16 protein-coding genes are annotated in these 15,506 nt (G+C 59.6%); 8 read left to right on the forward strand and 8 right to left on the reverse strand.

Annotated features, from left to right (window positions below):
• The first annotated feature begins 85 nt into the window (after positions 1 to 85).
• From ACR0C3_RS06100 to ACR0C3_RS06135, 8 genes are all read left to right on the forward strand, one after another.
• Positions 86 to 892, forward strand: coding sequence for a crotonase/enoyl-CoA hydratase family protein (locus ACR0C3_RS06100; RefSeq protein WP_480757701.1), 807 nt, complete (start codon positions 86 to 88; stop codon positions 890 to 892).
• Between the two features lie 117 nt (positions 893 to 1,009).
• The gene (locus ACR0C3_RS06105; protein WP_480757702.1) at positions 1,010 to 2,053 is read left to right on the forward strand and encodes an RluA family pseudouridine synthase; all 1,044 of its coding nucleotides are present in this window, start codon (positions 1,010 to 1,012) and stop codon (positions 2,051 to 2,053) included.
• A complete protein-coding gene (locus ACR0C3_RS06110; protein ID WP_480757703.1) occupies positions 2,050 to 2,721 on the forward strand; it encodes an HAD-IA family hydrolase in 672 nt (223 codons plus the stop codon). Before ACR0C3_RS06105 ends, ACR0C3_RS06110 begins: the two co-directional genes overlap by 4 nt.
• Before the next feature lie 4 nt (positions 2,722 to 2,725).
• Positions 2,726 to 3,433 (forward strand): ATP12 family chaperone protein, encoded by a 708-nt coding sequence (locus tag ACR0C3_RS06115; protein WP_480757704.1) that lies wholly within the window; start codon positions 2,726 to 2,728, stop codon positions 3,431 to 3,433.
• A gap of 207 nt (positions 3,434 to 3,640) precedes the next feature.
• A complete protein-coding gene (locus ACR0C3_RS06120) occupies positions 3,641 to 4,657 on the forward strand; it encodes an amino acid ABC transporter substrate-binding protein (protein WP_170375963.1) in 1,017 nt (338 codons plus the stop codon).
• Between the two features lie 125 nt (positions 4,658 to 4,782).
• Positions 4,783 to 6,015, forward strand: a complete 1,233-nt coding sequence (locus tag ACR0C3_RS06125; protein ID WP_170375961.1) for an amino acid ABC transporter permease — start codon at positions 4,783 to 4,785, stop codon at positions 6,013 to 6,015.
• Between the two features lie 3 nt (positions 6,016 to 6,018).
• Positions 6,019 to 7,317: an amino acid ABC transporter permease gene (locus ACR0C3_RS06130; RefSeq protein WP_170375959.1), complete on the forward strand. Its 1,299-nt coding sequence runs from the start codon at positions 6,019 to 6,021 to the stop codon at positions 7,315 to 7,317.
• A gap of 12 nt (positions 7,318 to 7,329) precedes the next feature.
• Positions 7,330 to 8,121, forward strand: a complete 792-nt coding sequence (locus tag ACR0C3_RS06135) for an amino acid ABC transporter ATP-binding protein (RefSeq protein WP_170528808.1) — start codon at positions 7,330 to 7,332, stop codon at positions 8,119 to 8,121.
• A gap of 45 nt (positions 8,122 to 8,166) precedes the next feature.
• Here the strand turns inward: ACR0C3_RS06135 and ACR0C3_RS06140 are convergent, their stop codons facing one another.
• From ACR0C3_RS06140 to yidC, 8 genes are all read right to left on the reverse strand, one after another.
• Entirely contained in the window at positions 8,167 to 8,664 is a 498-nt protein-coding gene (locus tag ACR0C3_RS06140; protein WP_480757706.1) for a SixA phosphatase family protein, read from the reverse strand.
• On the reverse strand, positions 8,661 to 9,335 hold the full coding sequence (locus ACR0C3_RS06145; RefSeq protein WP_480757708.1) for a ferredoxin: 675 nt from the start codon (positions 9,333 to 9,335) through the stop codon (positions 8,661 to 8,663). Before ACR0C3_RS06145 ends, ACR0C3_RS06140 begins: the two co-directional genes overlap by 4 nt.
• A gap of 18 nt (positions 9,336 to 9,353) precedes the next feature.
• Positions 9,354 to 10,217, reverse strand: a complete 864-nt coding sequence (argB, locus tag ACR0C3_RS06150) for an acetylglutamate kinase (protein WP_170663001.1) — start codon at positions 10,215 to 10,217, stop codon at positions 9,354 to 9,356.
• A gap of 115 nt (positions 10,218 to 10,332) precedes the next feature.
• Positions 10,333 to 11,736: a PepSY-associated TM helix domain-containing protein gene (locus ACR0C3_RS06155; RefSeq protein ID WP_480757710.1), complete on the reverse strand. Its 1,404-nt coding sequence runs from the start codon at positions 11,734 to 11,736 to the stop codon at positions 10,333 to 10,335.
• Between the two features lie 69 nt (positions 11,737 to 11,805).
• Positions 11,806 to 12,174 (reverse strand): DUF2946 domain-containing protein, encoded by a 369-nt coding sequence (locus tag ACR0C3_RS06160; protein WP_425083735.1) that lies wholly within the window; start codon positions 12,172 to 12,174, stop codon positions 11,806 to 11,808.
• Positions 12,171 to 12,824 carry a ribosome biogenesis GTP-binding protein YihA/YsxC gene (yihA, locus tag ACR0C3_RS06165; protein WP_170482335.1) on the reverse strand — a complete coding sequence of 218 codons (654 nt, stop codon included), beginning with the start codon at positions 12,822 to 12,824 and terminating at the stop codon, positions 12,171 to 12,173. Before yihA ends, ACR0C3_RS06160 begins: the two co-directional genes overlap by 4 nt.
• Complete coding sequence (locus tag ACR0C3_RS06170; protein ID WP_480757712.1) at positions 12,821 to 13,558, reverse strand: MOSC domain-containing protein; 738 nt, start codon at positions 13,556 to 13,558, stop codon at positions 12,821 to 12,823. The genes yihA and ACR0C3_RS06170 overlap by 4 nt, the downstream gene beginning before the upstream one ends.
• Positions 13,555 to 15,384, reverse strand: coding sequence for a membrane protein insertase YidC (gene yidC, locus ACR0C3_RS06175; RefSeq protein WP_480757713.1), 1,830 nt, complete (start codon positions 15,382 to 15,384; stop codon positions 13,555 to 13,557). Before yidC ends, ACR0C3_RS06170 begins: the two co-directional genes overlap by 4 nt.
• Positions 15,385 to 15,506 lie beyond the last annotated feature (122 nt).

Below are 15,506 nucleotides of genomic sequence, written 5' to 3' on the forward strand. Positions count from 1 at the left end.
AATTTCGCGCTGCCGTGGCGTCATAGGCGACAGGTGGCACACATCCGGCTTCCCTTGGGTCAATGACCATGAGGGAGGACATGTCATGCCCGTTTCCATTGATAAAACCGAAGAGGTTTGGACCATCATCCATGACCGGCCCGAGGCGCGGAACGCGGTCGACCCGGATCACGCGAAAGCTCTGGTGGATGCGTTTCTCGAGTTCGAACACGGCCCCGCAAAGGTTGCCGTTTTCTGGGGCAAGGGCGGCAATTTCTGTGCAGGGTGGGACCTGAAGTTGGCCGCCAGTCTGGCTGACCCTGAATTGGGTGAGGCCTATTACGAGAAACACAGCTTTCCTATTGGATCCGCCACCTCGACGCTCGGGCCAATGGGGCCATCTCGGCTGGAATTGTCAAAGCCAGTCATCGGAGCAATCGACGGTGCAGCCGTCGCCGGTGGGATGGAGTTGGCCTTGTGGTGCGACATACGGGTGATGGCTGAGACGGCTTACCTTGGGGTTTTTTGTCGCCGATGGGGAATTACTCTGATGGACGGCGGCACAGTTCGCTTGCCGCGCTTGGTTGGGCAGGGCAAAGCGCTTGAGATCGCCCTGACCGGGCGCAAGGTCGAGGCTGAGGAGTGCTATTGGATCGGGTTGGCAGAGAAAGTCGTGCCGCATGGAGAAGCGCGGGCCACTGCCGAGGCCATGGCCTACGACATCGCCCGTTTCCCGCAGGAGGCTGTGCGGGCCGACCGACGATCGATCATCGAAACGCGCGGGATGTCAGTGCGTGATGGGCTAAAGGTTGAATGGGCCAACGGTCTGGAAGCGATCCGGCGGGAGGGTACCGCAGGCGCAGGGCGGTTTCGAGACGGGGCCGGGCGACATGGGGATTTCTTGAACCTCTGAAACGCCTATGATTGCTTGACTCTCGACCCGTTGCAGGCCACAGACGCGCATGTTTTCTAAGGCAGTGGTAGCAGGATACTCCGGGCGAATCGGCCGCGCGGGACAAGGGGCGATGGCATGAGTGGCGTGCAGATGATTACGGTCGCAGAAGGTGACGGAGACCAGCGTGTGGATCGCTGGCTGCGCCGCCTGTTTCCGCATGTCAGCCAAGGACGGATCGAAAAGATGTGCCGCAAGGGAGAGCTGCGCGTAGATGGCAGCCGCGCCAAGGCCTCGACCCGGCTGGAGGTCGGGCAGGTCGTCCGCGTGCCCCCGCTGCCGGATGCCGATCACAAACCGGCCGAGATAAAGCGCAGCGTGTCTGAGGCGGATGCGAAGATGATCCAGTCCTGCGTGATCTATCGCGACGATCATGTGCTCGCGCTGAACAAGCCGCACGGCTTGCCGGTGCAGGGCGGCAGCGGCCAGACCCGCCACGTCGACAGCTTGTCTGAGGCTCTACGCTTTGGCTATGATGAGAACCCGCGGCTGGTCCATCGGCTGGATAAGGACACCTCGGGCGTTCTGCTGCTGGCCCGCACGCGAGAGGCCGCCAAGGGGCTGACTGCTGCCTTCCGCCACCGCGATACACGCAAGATCTATTGGGCGCTGGTCGCCGGTGTGCCGACGCCTTATCTGGGAGAGATCAAGACCGGTCTGGTCAAGGCCTCTGGTCATGGCAAACAGGGCGAGGGCGAAAAGATGATCCCCGTCCATCTGGGCGACATCGACAGCACGCCGGGTGCGAAACGGGCACATACCCATTACGCGACGCTCTATCGTGTCGCGGGCCGCGCCGCTTGGGTTGCGATGGAGCCGATTACGGGCCGTACCCATCAGCTGCGCGCGCATATGGCCGCGATCAGGCATCCGATCATTGGCGACGGCAAATATGGTGGCTCGGGTCAGGAAAACCTCGGCGATGGTTGGGGCGCGCAGTTGGGCGGGATCATCAGCAAGAAACTGCACCTGCACGCACGCCGTTTGTCTTTCCAGCACCCGATGACCCGCAAGCCGATCACGGTCGAGGCCCCTCTGCCCGAGCACATGAAGCACAGCTGGGACACGTTTGGCTGGACCGAAGACCTTGCCGCCGACGACCCCTTCGAGGAGCTGCAATGAGCGCACCCCTGCGTTTGGTCCTGTTCGATGTCGATGGCACGCTGGTCGACAGTCAGGGCAGCATCGTCCATTCGATGACGGCCAGTTTTCAGGCCGCCTCGGTCGAGGTGCCAAGCCGTGAGGCCATTTTGTCGATTGTCGGCCTGTCGTTGCCTTTGGCCATTGCACAGCTTGTGCCACAGCAGTCGACGACGGTTCAGGCGCAATTGGTTGAAGGGTACAAGCAGGCCTATCACACGCACCGGCTGGATCTTGGCGCGGCGAGTTCCCCCCTTTATCCCGGCGCGCGCGACGCGATTGAAGCACTGCATGCCGTGCCGGAAATCCTTCTGGGCGTCGCTACGGGCAAATCGCAACGCGGTCTGGATGCGCTGATCGAAGCGCATGGGTTGGAGCGCTATTTCGTGACCCGTCAGGTGGCGGATCATCATCCGTCAAAACCTCATCCCTCGATGGTTCAGACTGCGTTGGCGGAAACCGGTGTTGAGGCTGCGCATGCGGTCATGATCGGGGATACCAGCTTTGACATGGACATGGCCGCCGCTGCAGGCGTCACCGGGATCGGGGTGTCGTGGGGGTACCATGACACTGCTGCGCTAAGTGCGGCCTCGTGTGTGATTGAAACATTCGACCAGCTGCCGGATGCGCTGGCCACTCTTTGGAAGTGAAGACATGAGCGACTGGAAACCGAAACGCTTTTGGACAAACAGCACTGCGGTCGAGGTCGAGGACGGCTACACGGTCGAACTGGATAGCCGCCGGGTCAAAACGCCAGCCAAGGCGGCATTGATTCTGCCGACCAAAGCGATGGCTGAAGCCGTTGCCGCTGAATGGGATGCGCAAGACAAAGAGGTGGACCCGACCACCATGCCCTTCACCCGCTCGGCCAATGCGGCGATCGACAAGGTACGCATCCAGCACGGCGAAGTGGCGGATATGCTGGCGGACTATGGCGACTCCGATCTGTTGTGCTATCGCGCAACCCATCCTCAGGAACTGCAAGAGCGTCAGGCCGCAGACTGGGATCCCGCGTTGGACTGGGCCGCCGAGACCCTGCAGGCCCGGCTGATTCCCGTGGCGGGTGTGCTGCACCAGCCTCAATCGGCTGAGGCGTTGGCGCAGCTGCGTCAGCAGGTCCATGCGCTGGATGCGTTTCAATTGGCAGCCTTCCACGATCTGGTCAGCTTGTCTGGGTCGTTGATTCTGGGATTTGCAGCGGCGCAGGATTGGCGCGAACCGGACGAGATATGGCGCATTTCGCGACTTGATGAGGCCTGGCAGATCGAACAATGGGGCCATGATGACGAAGCCCACGCCGTGGCGGAAACAAAGAAAGCCGCGTTTTTACACGCCAAGACCTTCTTCGATCTCTCTGTTTGATCCTTCCAACGTTGGTTTTTTTACGCATCTGCCTAATCCAGAGGCGGAGACCCATCGTTTTCCCTGATCCGACCCTTGACGTTTGTTTATGAATGCGACCAAACTCAAGCCCACTAAAGGGGAGACACCTTTGGGGTAACCTTTCCGGCATCCACTATGCCGGGCAGAGCCGCCCTTACAGGGGCGGAAAATCAGGAAGAGGTAAAAATGAAAAAATCCGTAATCTTGGGCGCGGCAACAGTGGCCGGTCTGGCCGCAGGTGCTGCCGCGGCGGGAACTGTAGACGACGTCAAGGCGCGCGGCACTCTGAACTGTGGTGTGACCACCGGTCTGGTTGGCTTCGCTGCACCTGACGCGAATGGCGAATGGAAAGGCTTCGACGTATCGCTGTGCCGTGCCGTTGCCGCCGCTGTTCTGGGTGACGCAAACGCAGTTGAATTCGTTCCGACTACCGGCAAGACGCGCTTCACCGCTCTGGCCTCGGGCGAGATCGACATGCTGGCCCGTAACACCACATGGACCTTCAGCCGCGACGTCGACCTGAAGTTCGAATTCACCGGTGTGAACTACTATGACGGTCAAGGCTTCATGGTTCCCAAGGCACTGGGCGTAAGCTCGGCCAAGGAACTGGACGGCGCGACTGTCTGCATCCAAACCGGCACCACCACCGAGCTGAACCTGGCCGATTTCTTCCGTGCCAACAACATCAGCTACGAGCCGGTTCCGATCGAAACCAACGCCGAAGCGCAGCAGCAGTACCTGGCTGGCGCATGTGACGTTTACACCACCGACGCTTCGGGCCTGGCCGCAACCCGCGCCACGTTCGAAAACCCCGGTGACCACGTCCTGCTGCCCGAAATCATCTCGAAAGAGCCGCTGGGCCCGCTGGTCCGTCACGGCGACCACGAGTGGGGCGATGTTGTCCGCTGGACCCTGAACGCGCTGGTTTCGGCTGAAGAGCTGGGCGTGACCTCGGCGAACATCGACGAGCTGGCAGCTGGCACCGACAACCCGGAAGTCAACCGTCTGCTGGGCACCGAAGGTACCCTGGGCGAGATGCTGGGTCTGGACGCACAGTGGGCTATGCGCGCCATCAAGGCGGACGGCAACTATGGTGAAGTGTTTGCCAAGAACATCGGTGAAGAAACTCCGATCGGTCTGGCACGCGGCCTGAACGCTCAGTGGACCGAAGGCGGCCTGCTGTACTCGCCGCCTTTCCGCTAAGACATCCACGGAAAAGGGCGCAGGACATCCTGCGCCCTTTTTCACTAATACTTACGCGAACGGACGCAGAGCGGGGACAACCTCGCCATAAAAACAAAGTCCGCTAGCTACGGGGATTCCAAAATATGTCGACTATGACTGACCCGCCGAAAGCTGATTTTCGGCTGTCGATGCTCATAAACGATACCCGCTACAGATCGCTGACCTTTCAGGTGATCGCGGCTATCGCTATTGCGCTATCCATTTGGTATCTGGGCAACAACCTGATCCAGAACCTTCGGGCCGCCGGCCTGAACATATCCTACACATTCCTCGGCGATTCCGCCGGGTACGACATCAACCAGCGTCTGATCGAATATGACAGTCAGTCCTCGCATGGGCGGGCTGCGGTTGTGGGGCTTTTGAACACGCTGCTCGTGGCGTTTCTGGCCTGTATCACCGCTACGATATTCGGAGTGATCGCCGGGGTTTTGCGGCTTTCGAACAACTGGCTCGTCTCAAAGCTGATGGCGGTCTATGTCGAGATCTTCCGCAACATTCCGGTTCTGATCTGGATCATCATCATCTTCACGATCATGACGGCCGTTCTGCCGGGGCCGCGGGCGTTCCGCGGTGACAACCCGACGTCGAGCATGCTGTTTGATGCCTTCGCCTTCACCAACCGTGGGGTCTATATCCCCCGTCCGGAATTCGCGCATGGCCTGTTCAGTGCAACCATTCTGAACTGGCTGCTGGTGATTGCCGGTCTGGTCGGATCATGGTTCGCCTCGCGCGAGATCGAAAAGCGGGCGACCAAGAAGCAAGAAGAGACCGGTGAACGCCCCAGAACTCTGCTGGTGAAACTGGGCGTCTGGCTGGTGCCGTTTGCGTTGCTGATGGTTCTGATGGGCCTGACCTGGGACATTCCCGCGCTGAAGGGCTTTAACTTCAGCGGAGGCATCAAGGTCGGCGGTCCTCTGATCGCTTTGTGGTTCGCGTTGTCGATCTACACCGGGGCCTTCATCGCGGAAAACGTGCGGGCCGGTATTCAGGCGATCTCAAAAGGTCAGACCGAGGCTGCGGCCGCGCTGGGTTTGCGTCAGGGTCGGATTATGAATCTGGTCATCCTGCCGCAAGCGCTGCGGGTGATCATTCCGCCGCTGATTTCGCAGTATCTCAACATCACCAAAAACTCGTCTTTGGCGATTGCCGTGGGCTACGCGGATATCACCGCGACGTTGGGCGGTATCACCCTGAACCAGACCGGTCGTGCGATCGAATGCGTTCTGCTGCTGATGCTGTTCTACCTCACCGCCTCGCTGGTGATCTCGATGGTGATGAACGTCTACAACGCATCCGTCAAGTTGAAGGAGCGCTGAGCCATGGCCGATCAAACAACCAATCCGATCGCTTTCGTGGCCGAAGGCACCATCCCTCCCTCTCCGCCCCCGGCGAATGAGACGGGTGTGGTCAAATGGCTGCGCGAGAACCTGTTCTCGGGCGTTACCAACACCATCCTGACGGTTCTGTCGCTGATCCTGATCTACATCCTTCTGAAGAATACGCTGCCGTGGATTCTGAACGGGGTGTGGAATGCGAACTCGCTGGCAGAGTGTCGTGAGATTCTAGGTGGCAAGACAGGCGCGTGTTTTGCGGTTCTGACCGAACGCTGGCCTCAGCTGATCTACGGCTTCAAATACCCGGTTGACGCGTACTGGCGCCCCAACCTGGCCTTTGTGCTGATGCTGGTGGCCTTTGCGCCGGTGCTGTTCTTCGACTTGCCGCGCAAAATGCTGATCTTCACGGCGCTCTACCCGTTCATTGCGTTCTGGCTGATCTGGGGTGGCACCATTCTGGTCCCGCTTGTGGCTCTGCTGGGTTGCGTCGCGGGCGGCGCCGTTTTCCAGAAATTCGGCAAGAACAGCTTTGCGGCCGGCTTCTTCGGGGCCATCGTTGTGGCGCTTGTCGTTTGGAATGTTGGCGGAGCGCTGATACCGGAAGGTGCTTCTGAAGACGCGATGCTTACAGCTGTTCCCAGCCGTGATCTTGGTGGCTTCATGCTGAACATGATGCTGGGTGTCACTTGTGTGTCGCTGTCGGTTCCGCTGGGCATTGCCCTGGCACTGGGCCGCCAGTCCGACATGCCGCTGATCAAATGGGTGAGCGTCATCTTCATCGAATTCATCCGTGGCGTGCCTCTGATCACGCTGCTGTTTGTGGCTTCGGTGATGCTGGCCTACTTCTTCCCGCCTGACAGCACGGTCGACCTGTTCCTGCGCGTTGTGATCATGATCACCATGTTCTCAGCCGCCTATATCGCCGAGGTGATCCGCGGCGGTCTGGCAGCGCTTCCACGTGGACAGTATGAAGCAGCAGACAGCCTTGGTCTGGATTACCCTCAGGCGATGCGTCTGATCATCCTGCCGCAGGCTCTGAAGATCTCGATCCCTGGTATCGTGAACGTGGCTGTTGGTCTGTTCAAGGACACCACACTGGTTTCGGTCATTTCGATGTTCGATCTGGTGGGCATGATCCGGGGCCCCATCCTAGCGTCAACCGAATGGAACGGCGTCTATTGGGAGCTTCTGGGCTTTGCCGCGCTTCTGTTCTTCGTCGTCTGCTACGGCATCTCTCAATATTCTCAGTGGCTCGAGCGTCGCCTTGCCACCGATCATCACTAAGGAGTTCAACACATGTCTGAACTTGCAATTGACCGCGAAATCGACCGCTCGAAGATGCAGGTGAGCGACGAGGTCGCCATCGACATTAGCGGAATGAACAAGTGGTACGGCTCGTTTCACGTGCTGCGTGACATTAATCTGACCGTCAACCAAGGCGAGCGGATTGTTATCGCGGGCCCGTCCGGCTCGGGCAAATCTACCCTGATCCGCTGCCTGAACGCGCTGGAAGAACACCAGCAGGGCAAGATCGTGGTGGACGGGATCGAACTGTCGAATGACCTGAAAAACATCGACAAGATTCGGTCTGAGGTTGGCATGGTGTTCCAGCACTTCAACCTGTTCCCGCATCTGACCATTCTGGAAAACTGCACGCTGGCCCCGATCTGGGTGCGCAAGACGCCCAAGAAAGAAGCCGAAGAGCGCGCGATGCATTTCCTTGAGAAGGTGAAGATCCCAGATCAGGCGCTGAAGTATCCCGGGCAGCTGTCCGGTGGTCAGCAGCAGCGTGTGGCGATTGCTCGCTCGCTTTGCATGATGCCGCGGATCATGCTGTTCGATGAACCGACCTCAGCGCTGGATCCCGAGATGATCAAAGAGGTGCTCGACACCATGATCGAACTGGCCGAAGAAGGCATGACCATGCTCTGTGTGACCCACGAGATGGGCTTTGCCCGTCAGGTGGCAAACCGCGTGATCTTCATGGATGCTGGCCAGATCGTGGAACAGAACGAACCGGAAGAGTTCTTCAACAACCCGAAGAGCGAACGCACCAAGCTGTTCCTCAGCCAGATCCTCGGGCACTGATCGAGGTTAAATCAAAGGAAAGGCGGGGTTTTGCCCCGCCTTTTTTCATTTCAGAAGCTCGCGCGGGATCGCGAAGCCCAAGACCTTGCCGCTGTGCTTCTGGATGTCGGACCACTTGTCGATCTCGAACTGGATTACCGTTGTGGCGCAGGTCGGGTAGTCGTGGAACCGTGCGTGCTCAGGCGCGGTTTCGACAAGCTGAGCCGCGAACTGGGCAATACCGGGGTTGTGACCCAGCATCATCACGGTTCGGCCTGTTGCCGTCTTTAACTCAGCCAGCATCGCATCTGGCCCCGCCAGATAGAGGTCATAGGCGTAATAGGCGTTTTCTGCATGCAGACCCATATGGTCCCAAGTCTCACGCGTGCGGACCGAGTTCGAGCTCAGAAGTTCATCCGGAACCCAGCCGTTATTCTTGAGCCAAGATCCAATCGCCGGGGCTGACGCTCGCCCACGTTTGTTCAGTGGTCGCTCATGATCACTGAGGTTGGGATCATCCCAGCTGGACTTGGCATGGCGGGTCAGGATCAGGGTGTGTGTCATGACGGATGAAAAGCCCTCATATGATGTGCGGATTGGTCCGGGTCTCGGCCTGCGCGGGCGCTAACCGGGCAGGAGAGGCGCGCGAGGCATCCTCCGGTCATGCAGACCTGCCCCTCGGGCGTTGCGAGGTGGTTGTGGCAGGCCTCGACATTGTAAAAGCTCTGATCATTCAGCGCACCCACCGGGCAGGTCTGCGTGCAAGGCGCTGCGCACGAGGTACATGGCGAAGGAGCAGTTGCCAGGGGGATTGGGAATTCATCGGCGAAATGAAGCGCGCCGCGCAACGAGATCATCATGCCCATCTGGTCATGTACCAGAGCGCCCACCGGGCTGCTGAAGGTCCGCCCTGATTTCAACGCCCAGTCGATGAATGGCGCGTAAGGAGGGCCGCCAAAGGGAAAATGTGCCTTGGCACCCAAGTCCTGTGCCAATTGCCCAACCACACGGAGTGACCAGCGATCGACCGGGTCCTTGCCCTGCCATTCCGGCGCGGCTTTCAACTGGGGCCAGAACTCGGGCCCTGCGCCCAAAAGGATCAGCGTCCCGCCATCCAATTGTTTCGCTTGCACCTGACGCGGGTGCAGCGCGCCCATGACAATCAGCCCAACCCGCTGAGCTGCGTGTTCGACACGATCATAACTGTGGTGAGAGGAGGCGGGCTGTTGGGTCATATCTCCTCCGGTTTGGTATTAGTCGGGGCGTATCAGCGACCCGGCGCCGTGTTCGGTGAACAGCTCCAGCAGGACCGCGTTTGGCGCGCGTCCGTCCAGAATAACCACCGCGCGCACTCCACTATGCAGCGCATCTAGCGCGGTTTCGGTTTTGGGGATCATACCACCGGCAATGGTGCCTTCCAGAGTCATTTCGCGAATCTGACCGGCCTTCAGCTCAGTCACCACGTCGCCAGCAGCATTCTTGACGCCCGAGACATCCGTCAGCAGCAGCAGGCGATCTGCTCTCAGCGCCGAGGCGATAGCCCCCGCAGCCGTATCGCCGTTGACGTTAAAGGTCTCTCCTTCGGTGCCCGCGCCAAGCGGTGCGATGACCGGGATCACGTCATGCGAGAACAGGTCGTGCAGAACCTTGGGGTCCATCTTCGACGGCGACCCCACAAAGCCCAGCGAGGGATCTGTCTGTTCGCAGGTCATCAGGTTGGCGTCCTTGCCCGACAGGCCCACAGCAGTGCCGCCCTGACGGTTGATCGCCTGCACGATCCGCTTGTTCACAAGGCCGGACAGGACCATCTCGACCACTTCGACCGTCGCTTTGTCGGTGACGCGCTTGCCGCCCACAAACTCGGACTGGATGTCCAGCTGTTTGAGCATCGCGTTGATCATCGGTCCGCCGCCATGCACGATCACCGGGTTCACACCGACCTGCCGCATCAGCACGACGTCGCGGGCAAAGCTGTCCATCGCCTCATCGCTGCCCATAGCGTGGCCGCCCAGCTTGATGACGACAATCGCGCCATCGTAGCGCTGCAAATAGGGCAACGCGCTGTTCAGGGTTGCGGCGGTGGCGATCCAATCCCGGTTCATGTCTCGTGTCTTCATGGCTTTCAGTCCTCTGATCCACCCTGTTAGGGCGTTTGACCCGGACTGCCAAGACCATACCTGGGCAAATGCGGTCAACGATGGCCGCGCCTGGGCGGCGCGGCCCCTGTTCAGGTCAGCTCATCGCGCGTTTCATCGCGGGAATATTGCTGAGGATCAGCAGGTCGAAGGCCAGTACAACCAGCAAGGTCAGCCCTACCAGCGGGAAAGCCATAGCTGTGAACAGCCCGATCAGGACCGCGCCTTTCCATAGTGGGAGTTCCGCCGGCATCGGTGGCGCCGCCAGTCGACGCGCCTTTTGCGGGCGGCGTTTGACCCACATCACCACGCCCGAGACGCAGACGAAGATCACCGATAGGCAGAACACCACGTTGAGAATGAAGTTCCACGTGCCCATCAACCCCATATGGAATGGGATCCCAACGGCCATGGATTTGCCCATCAGCGAATAGTCCTCATACCGGACATCGGCCAAGATTTTGCCGGTGTACTGGTCGACATGGACAGTTCGGTCGTTCACCGGATCGGTCGAGTCGCTACTCATGCTGTCGCGGTTGAGCGTCCAGACGCCATCCTCGCCGCCAGGATAGGCCACGCGGAATCGTCCGCTCATCTCTAATGCCGTCCCCAAAGCGACTAGGGCGTCGATATCGATCACAGTGCCCTCTGGCACGCCCTCAATGCCGGCGTCAGAGCCGGAGGCAGGCATGGGTGTTTGCTCCAGCGCCCAGGGGACGTCGTTCTGATGACCGTGATTCATGCTGGCATGGGTTTCATCCGACAAGGGCACGTTGTCCCACTTCTCGGCTGGGAAGCTGCTCCAGGGTTGAACAATCATACCGCCCCAGACCCCAGCCCAGGACAGGCCCGAGACAAGGAAGACGATCAGCAAGAGCGACATCCAGAAGCCGACTACCGCGTGCAGGGACTTCCACAACGCGCGCCCTCGCGCCTTGAGGTTGGGCACAAAACCCGCCATCGCATTGCCGCGCGGCCACCATAGATAGAGGCCGGTAAACACCAGAACGAGGCTCAATCCTGCCGCGATTTCAAGGATGCGGTCGCCAGTGGTGCCGATCAGAAGGGTCGAGTGGATATTGTCCGCCAGATCATACCATCCGGCACGGCGATCCCAGATTTCCAGAACCTGACCAGCGTAGGGGTCGACCGCGACCAAGCGTTGACCCGCATCGGTTTTGACGCGGAAGACGGTGGCCAGACCTTCGGCCTTGGGGCCGATCCATTCGACGACCTGCCCGGGAACCACGGCCAAAGCGACCTCGGCCTGTTGCGAGACGGGTAGCGCTTTGCCTTCGACCGTGACGGCGATTTTCTCGCCATCGCGCCCGTCAACCTGGGTTATGAACATCATCATCAAACCGGTGACGGCGAGGATGATTAGAAACGGGATCACGAAAATCCCGGCGTAGAAATGCCACCGCCACGCGGCGAAGTAAAATTTTTGCGCAGCTGTATTCTGCATCGGGGCCGCGCCCGAAGTTTGGCTGTCCATTGCCATTGTTAATCTCCATGTACAGACATCCCTCGCGCGCAGGTGCGCGCAGGGCCAAAACAAGGTTTCGCTGTTTCAGGAGGAGTGGGGTGGTCCCCGCGCATCATAGCGGGCGTAAAATCCTGCACTGCGATGGGTGAAATCAGATTGATCCCAGCGCGGCTGCAATTGGAAATCCGCTGGAATGATCAACTCAAATCCAGGGAGATTGGCATCCGCAGTGAGCCCCGCAAAAGGGCACATGGAGCGCGTGTCATGCTCATCATGGATCGGATCGTCCGGGTTCAGATCGACCCATTGCTCGACCGTTCCCTCACCTGTGCAAAGCACCAGTAGGATCTTGCCGTCATTGCCTTGCGCTGGCATCCATCCCTGCGGAATTGCACTGGTCGCGAGCAGTGCAAGCAGGGTCAGAACACCAAAGACGCGCAGGATCAGGGTCATTCTAGATGGGCGATGATCGAGCGAAGCGTCGGCACCCCATCCCCTTTTTCCGAGGATGTCAGAACGATCTCAGGGTATGCGGCAGGGTGTTTGGACAGGGCTGTACGCACTTGGTTCAGCACTTTCTCGCGGTCGTTGGCCTTCACCTTGTCGGCCTTGGTCATGACGCATTGAAACGTCACGGCGCTCGTGTCCAGCAGCTTCATGATCTCGTCATCCACAGGCTTCACCCCATGGCGTGAGTCGATCAGAACAAAGGCCCGACGCAGGGTTTGCCGGCCGCTAAGGTACTGTTTCAGCAGCCGCTGCCATTTCTCAACCACCTTGACCGGAGCATTGGCGTAGCCATAGCCGGGCAAGTCCACCAAATACAGCTCGGGGCCTTGGGTGAAAAAGTTGATCTCTTGCGTGCGGCCGGGTGTGTTTGAGGCGCGTGCCAGGCCCTTAGTGCCGGTCAGCGCGTTGATCAGGCTGGATTTCCCCACATTCGAGCGTCCGGCAAAACAGACCTCAAGCCGGTCGGGGGCGGGCAGGCCATTCATCGCGACGACGCCTTTGACGAACTCGGATTCACCTGCAAACAGCTTGCGCCCACGCTCCAGCGCGAACGCGTCAGGATCTTCGGCAAGAGGGAAGGGCAGGGCTGTCATAGCAGTTGAACCTTGTCGTCAATGCGGATTTCACCGCCCCGGATCACCTCGGCATAGACGCCGAAATCCTGATGGTCCCAACTGTTCAGGGCACCAAGCGTGTCCGCATCCCGCTCGCCCGTGTCAGGGTTGGCAGTGGTTGCCAGGCAGCGCTTGATCCGTTCGCGCACATGGAAGACGGCCTGTCCAATCTGAACGTCACGACCGAGCCAGTCGAACTCCTCCCACAGGGGAAGGCCATTGAACCAGATATTGCCGCGCCAGCGTATCGGTGACAACTCATGGCCCAGCTTCTGTTCGACAGCGCGGTGGCTGGCCATGTTGCACAGGCTGATCGAGGGGAAATCACTGTCGGTCATCCCTCGACCGGGCACGCGCACGATCCGCGCGGAGGCGGCGCGATCCGCAGGCATAAGTGGTTTGACCCATTCCAGAAACACGTCCTGCTCGGTATCGGGTGCAAAGCTCAGATCCGGACGATCAGGGTGGCGAAGGGTCACGCTGTCGCCCTGCGTCTCAGCCGAGATCGCCATCAGCTTGGGCGCCTTCGCGCCGCGGCTGAAATTTACGCAGGGTGCCCATTCCGAGCCGTCGGTCTTGGCAGCCTCATGCGCGACGGCCCAAACACGATCCCCGGGCATGGTCTGCCCGGGGAGTACAGTGATCTCGGTCAGGGCTTCTCGCCCATGGCTCTTGATCGGGTGCCGCCAGAGGGCTGAGACCTGCCCGCTCATTTGCCGTCCGTTTTCGGCGTGCGCTTGAAGCCGGATTTGATGTTGCCGAACACGTCAGGCTTATACCCTTGGCTGCGCATGATCAGATACTGCTGGGTGAAGGTGATGGTGTTGTTGGCAATCCAGTAAACCACCAGACCGCTGGCAAACCCACCCAGCATGAACATGAAGACCCAGGGCATCCAGGCAAAGATCATCGCTTGTGTCGGATCGGTTGGTGCCGGGTTCAGCTTTTGCTGCAGCCACATCGAGATACCCAGCAGCAGGGGCAGGATCCCGATAAAGATCAGCGCAAGGAAGCTTTCGGGCGCGGGTGCGGCCCAGGGCAACAAGCCAAACAAGTTGTAGATCGAGGTCGGGTCAGGCGCGCTGAGGTCCTGGAACGGACCAAACCATGGGGCCTGACGCAGTTCGATGGTGACGAAAATCACCTTATACAGAGAGAAGAAGATCGGGATTTGCATCAGGATCGGCAAACAGCCTGCGGCGGGGTTTACTTTTTCCTTCTTGTACAGCTCCATCATGCCCTGCTGCATCTTCTGGCGGTCGTCGCCTGCGGCCTCTTTCAAGGCCTCCATCTGCGGCTGAAGCTCCTTCATCTTCGCCATTGAGACGTAGGATTTGAACGCCAGCGGGAACAGGATCGCCTTGATGATCAGTGTCAGGCCGATAATGGACCAACCCATGTTGCCGATCAGAAGGTTGATATTGTGCAGCAGCCAGAAAATCGGTTTCGTCAGGAAGAAGAACCAACCCCAGTCGATGCTGTCGATGAATTTCTGAACGCCCTCGGATTGGTATTCCCGAATGGCTTCCCATTCCTTCGCGCCCGCGAACAGGCGGGTGCTGACCTCTTCCGTTGCACCCGGAGCCACTGTCAGGGTCGGAAGTACGGTTTCGGTCTGATAGATTTTGCGGCGCGAGTCGTATTTTGCGGCTGCTTTGAAGGCCGATCCGGGCTCGGGGATCAGTGTTGTCATCCAGTAGTGATCGGTGAAGCCGATCCAGCCGTCCTCTTTGACCTGATAGACCTCGGCCTGAGCGCGTTCGTTCGGGTCGATGTCGAAGTCTCGGACATCGCCATAGTCGACCTCGGTCAAAGTCCCGTCGGCCATGCCGATCACCCCTTCATGCAGGATGAAGAAGTTCTTGAGGCCCGGCAGATCGCCGTCTTCGCCAATGCCATGGCGGGCCAGAATGCCGTAGGGGGCCATACTGACCTCGGCGTCGGTGGCGTTTTCGACCGATTGGGTCACCGAGAACATGTAGTTTTCGTCCACCGAGACTGTGCGGCGGAAGGTCAGGCCGTTTCCGTTGTCCCACGCCAGTGTGATGGGGGTGCCTACGCCCAATGTCTCACCCTGCTCAAGGGTCCAAAGGGTGTTGGGTCCGGGAACATCCGTGCCGCTCACACCGGATCCGGGCGCCCAGCCATAGAGGGCGTAGTAGGCCGAATCCGACCCAACGGGGGCCAGAAGTTCCACGATCGGTGCGTCTTCCTCAAGCGATACTTTGTAGTCCTTCAGGAACAGCTCATCAATGCGGCCGCCCGACAGCGACAGGCTGCCTTTCAGACGGGGCGTATCAATCGCAACGCGCGGCGCTTGCTCTTCGGGCTGAGCCTCCTCCGCGGTCGCGGTCGCCTCGCCAACCGTTCCGGTGCCGCTTGCGCTGGGCGTTTGAATCTCTGACCCTTCGGTTGCTGCAATCTCGGTCTGTTCCGTTCCGGGCGTGGGTTCCGGCGGAGGGAACAACACGAACCAGACCAGGATCACGAGAAAGCTGAGCGCGGTTGCAAGGATGAGATTCTTGTTCTGATCGTCCATCTGGGACAGCCACCTTGAGCAGTGAAAGACACCCGCAGGGTTCAATAGAGTGCAGGCCCAAAGGTCAAGCGGAATCGGCCGTAAATTCGTCGCGCCGTGGCATTCCAGGCCACTCTTTCACG

This window comes from Ruegeria sp. CK3 (assembly GCF_056536565.1).

Excerpts from the sequence above, each read along its gene's own strand:
- ACR0C3_RS06100 (WP_480757701.1), top strand. The coding sequence starts at position 86 with ATGCCCGTTTCCATTGATAAAACCGAAGAGGTTTGGACCATCATCCAT.
- ACR0C3_RS06105 (WP_480757702.1), top strand. The coding sequence starts at position 1,010 with ATGAGTGGCGTGCAGATGATTACGGTCGCAGAAGGTGACGGAGACCAG.
- ACR0C3_RS06110 (WP_480757703.1), top strand. The coding sequence starts at position 2,050 with ATGAGCGCACCCCTGCGTTTGGTCCTGTTCGATGTCGATGGCACGCTG.
- ACR0C3_RS06115 (WP_480757704.1), top strand. The coding sequence starts at position 2,726 with ATGAGCGACTGGAAACCGAAACGCTTTTGGACAAACAGCACTGCGGTC.
- ACR0C3_RS06120 (WP_170375963.1), top strand. The coding sequence starts at position 3,641 with ATGAAAAAATCCGTAATCTTGGGCGCGGCAACAGTGGCCGGTCTGGCC.
- ACR0C3_RS06125 (WP_170375961.1), top strand. The coding sequence starts at position 4,783 with ATGTCGACTATGACTGACCCGCCGAAAGCTGATTTTCGGCTGTCGATG.
- ACR0C3_RS06130 (WP_170375959.1), top strand. The coding sequence starts at position 6,019 with ATGGCCGATCAAACAACCAATCCGATCGCTTTCGTGGCCGAAGGCACC.
- ACR0C3_RS06135 (WP_170528808.1), top strand. The coding sequence starts at position 7,330 with ATGTCTGAACTTGCAATTGACCGCGAAATCGACCGCTCGAAGATGCAG.
- ACR0C3_RS06140 (WP_480757706.1), bottom strand. The coding sequence starts at position 8,664 with ATGACACACACCCTGATCCTGACCCGCCATGCCAAGTCCAGCTGGGAT.
- ACR0C3_RS06145 (WP_480757708.1), bottom strand. The coding sequence starts at position 9,335 with ATGACCCAACAGCCCGCCTCCTCTCACCACAGTTATGATCGTGTCGAA.
- argB (WP_170663001.1), bottom strand. The coding sequence starts at position 10,217 with ATGAAGACACGAGACATGAACCGGGATTGGATCGCCACCGCCGCAACC.
- ACR0C3_RS06155 (WP_480757710.1), bottom strand. The coding sequence starts at position 11,736 with ATGGCAATGGACAGCCAAACTTCGGGCGCGGCCCCGATGCAGAATACA.
- ACR0C3_RS06160 (WP_425083735.1), bottom strand. The coding sequence starts at position 12,174 with ATGACCCTGATCCTGCGCGTCTTTGGTGTTCTGACCCTGCTTGCACTG.
- yihA (WP_170482335.1), bottom strand. The coding sequence starts at position 12,824 with ATGACAGCCCTGCCCTTCCCTCTTGCCGAAGATCCTGACGCGTTCGCG.
- ACR0C3_RS06170 (WP_480757712.1), bottom strand. The coding sequence starts at position 13,558 with ATGAGCGGGCAGGTCTCAGCCCTCTGGCGGCACCCGATCAAGAGCCAT.
- yidC (WP_480757713.1), bottom strand. The coding sequence starts at position 15,384 with ATGGACGATCAGAACAAGAATCTCATCCTTGCAACCGCGCTCAGCTTT.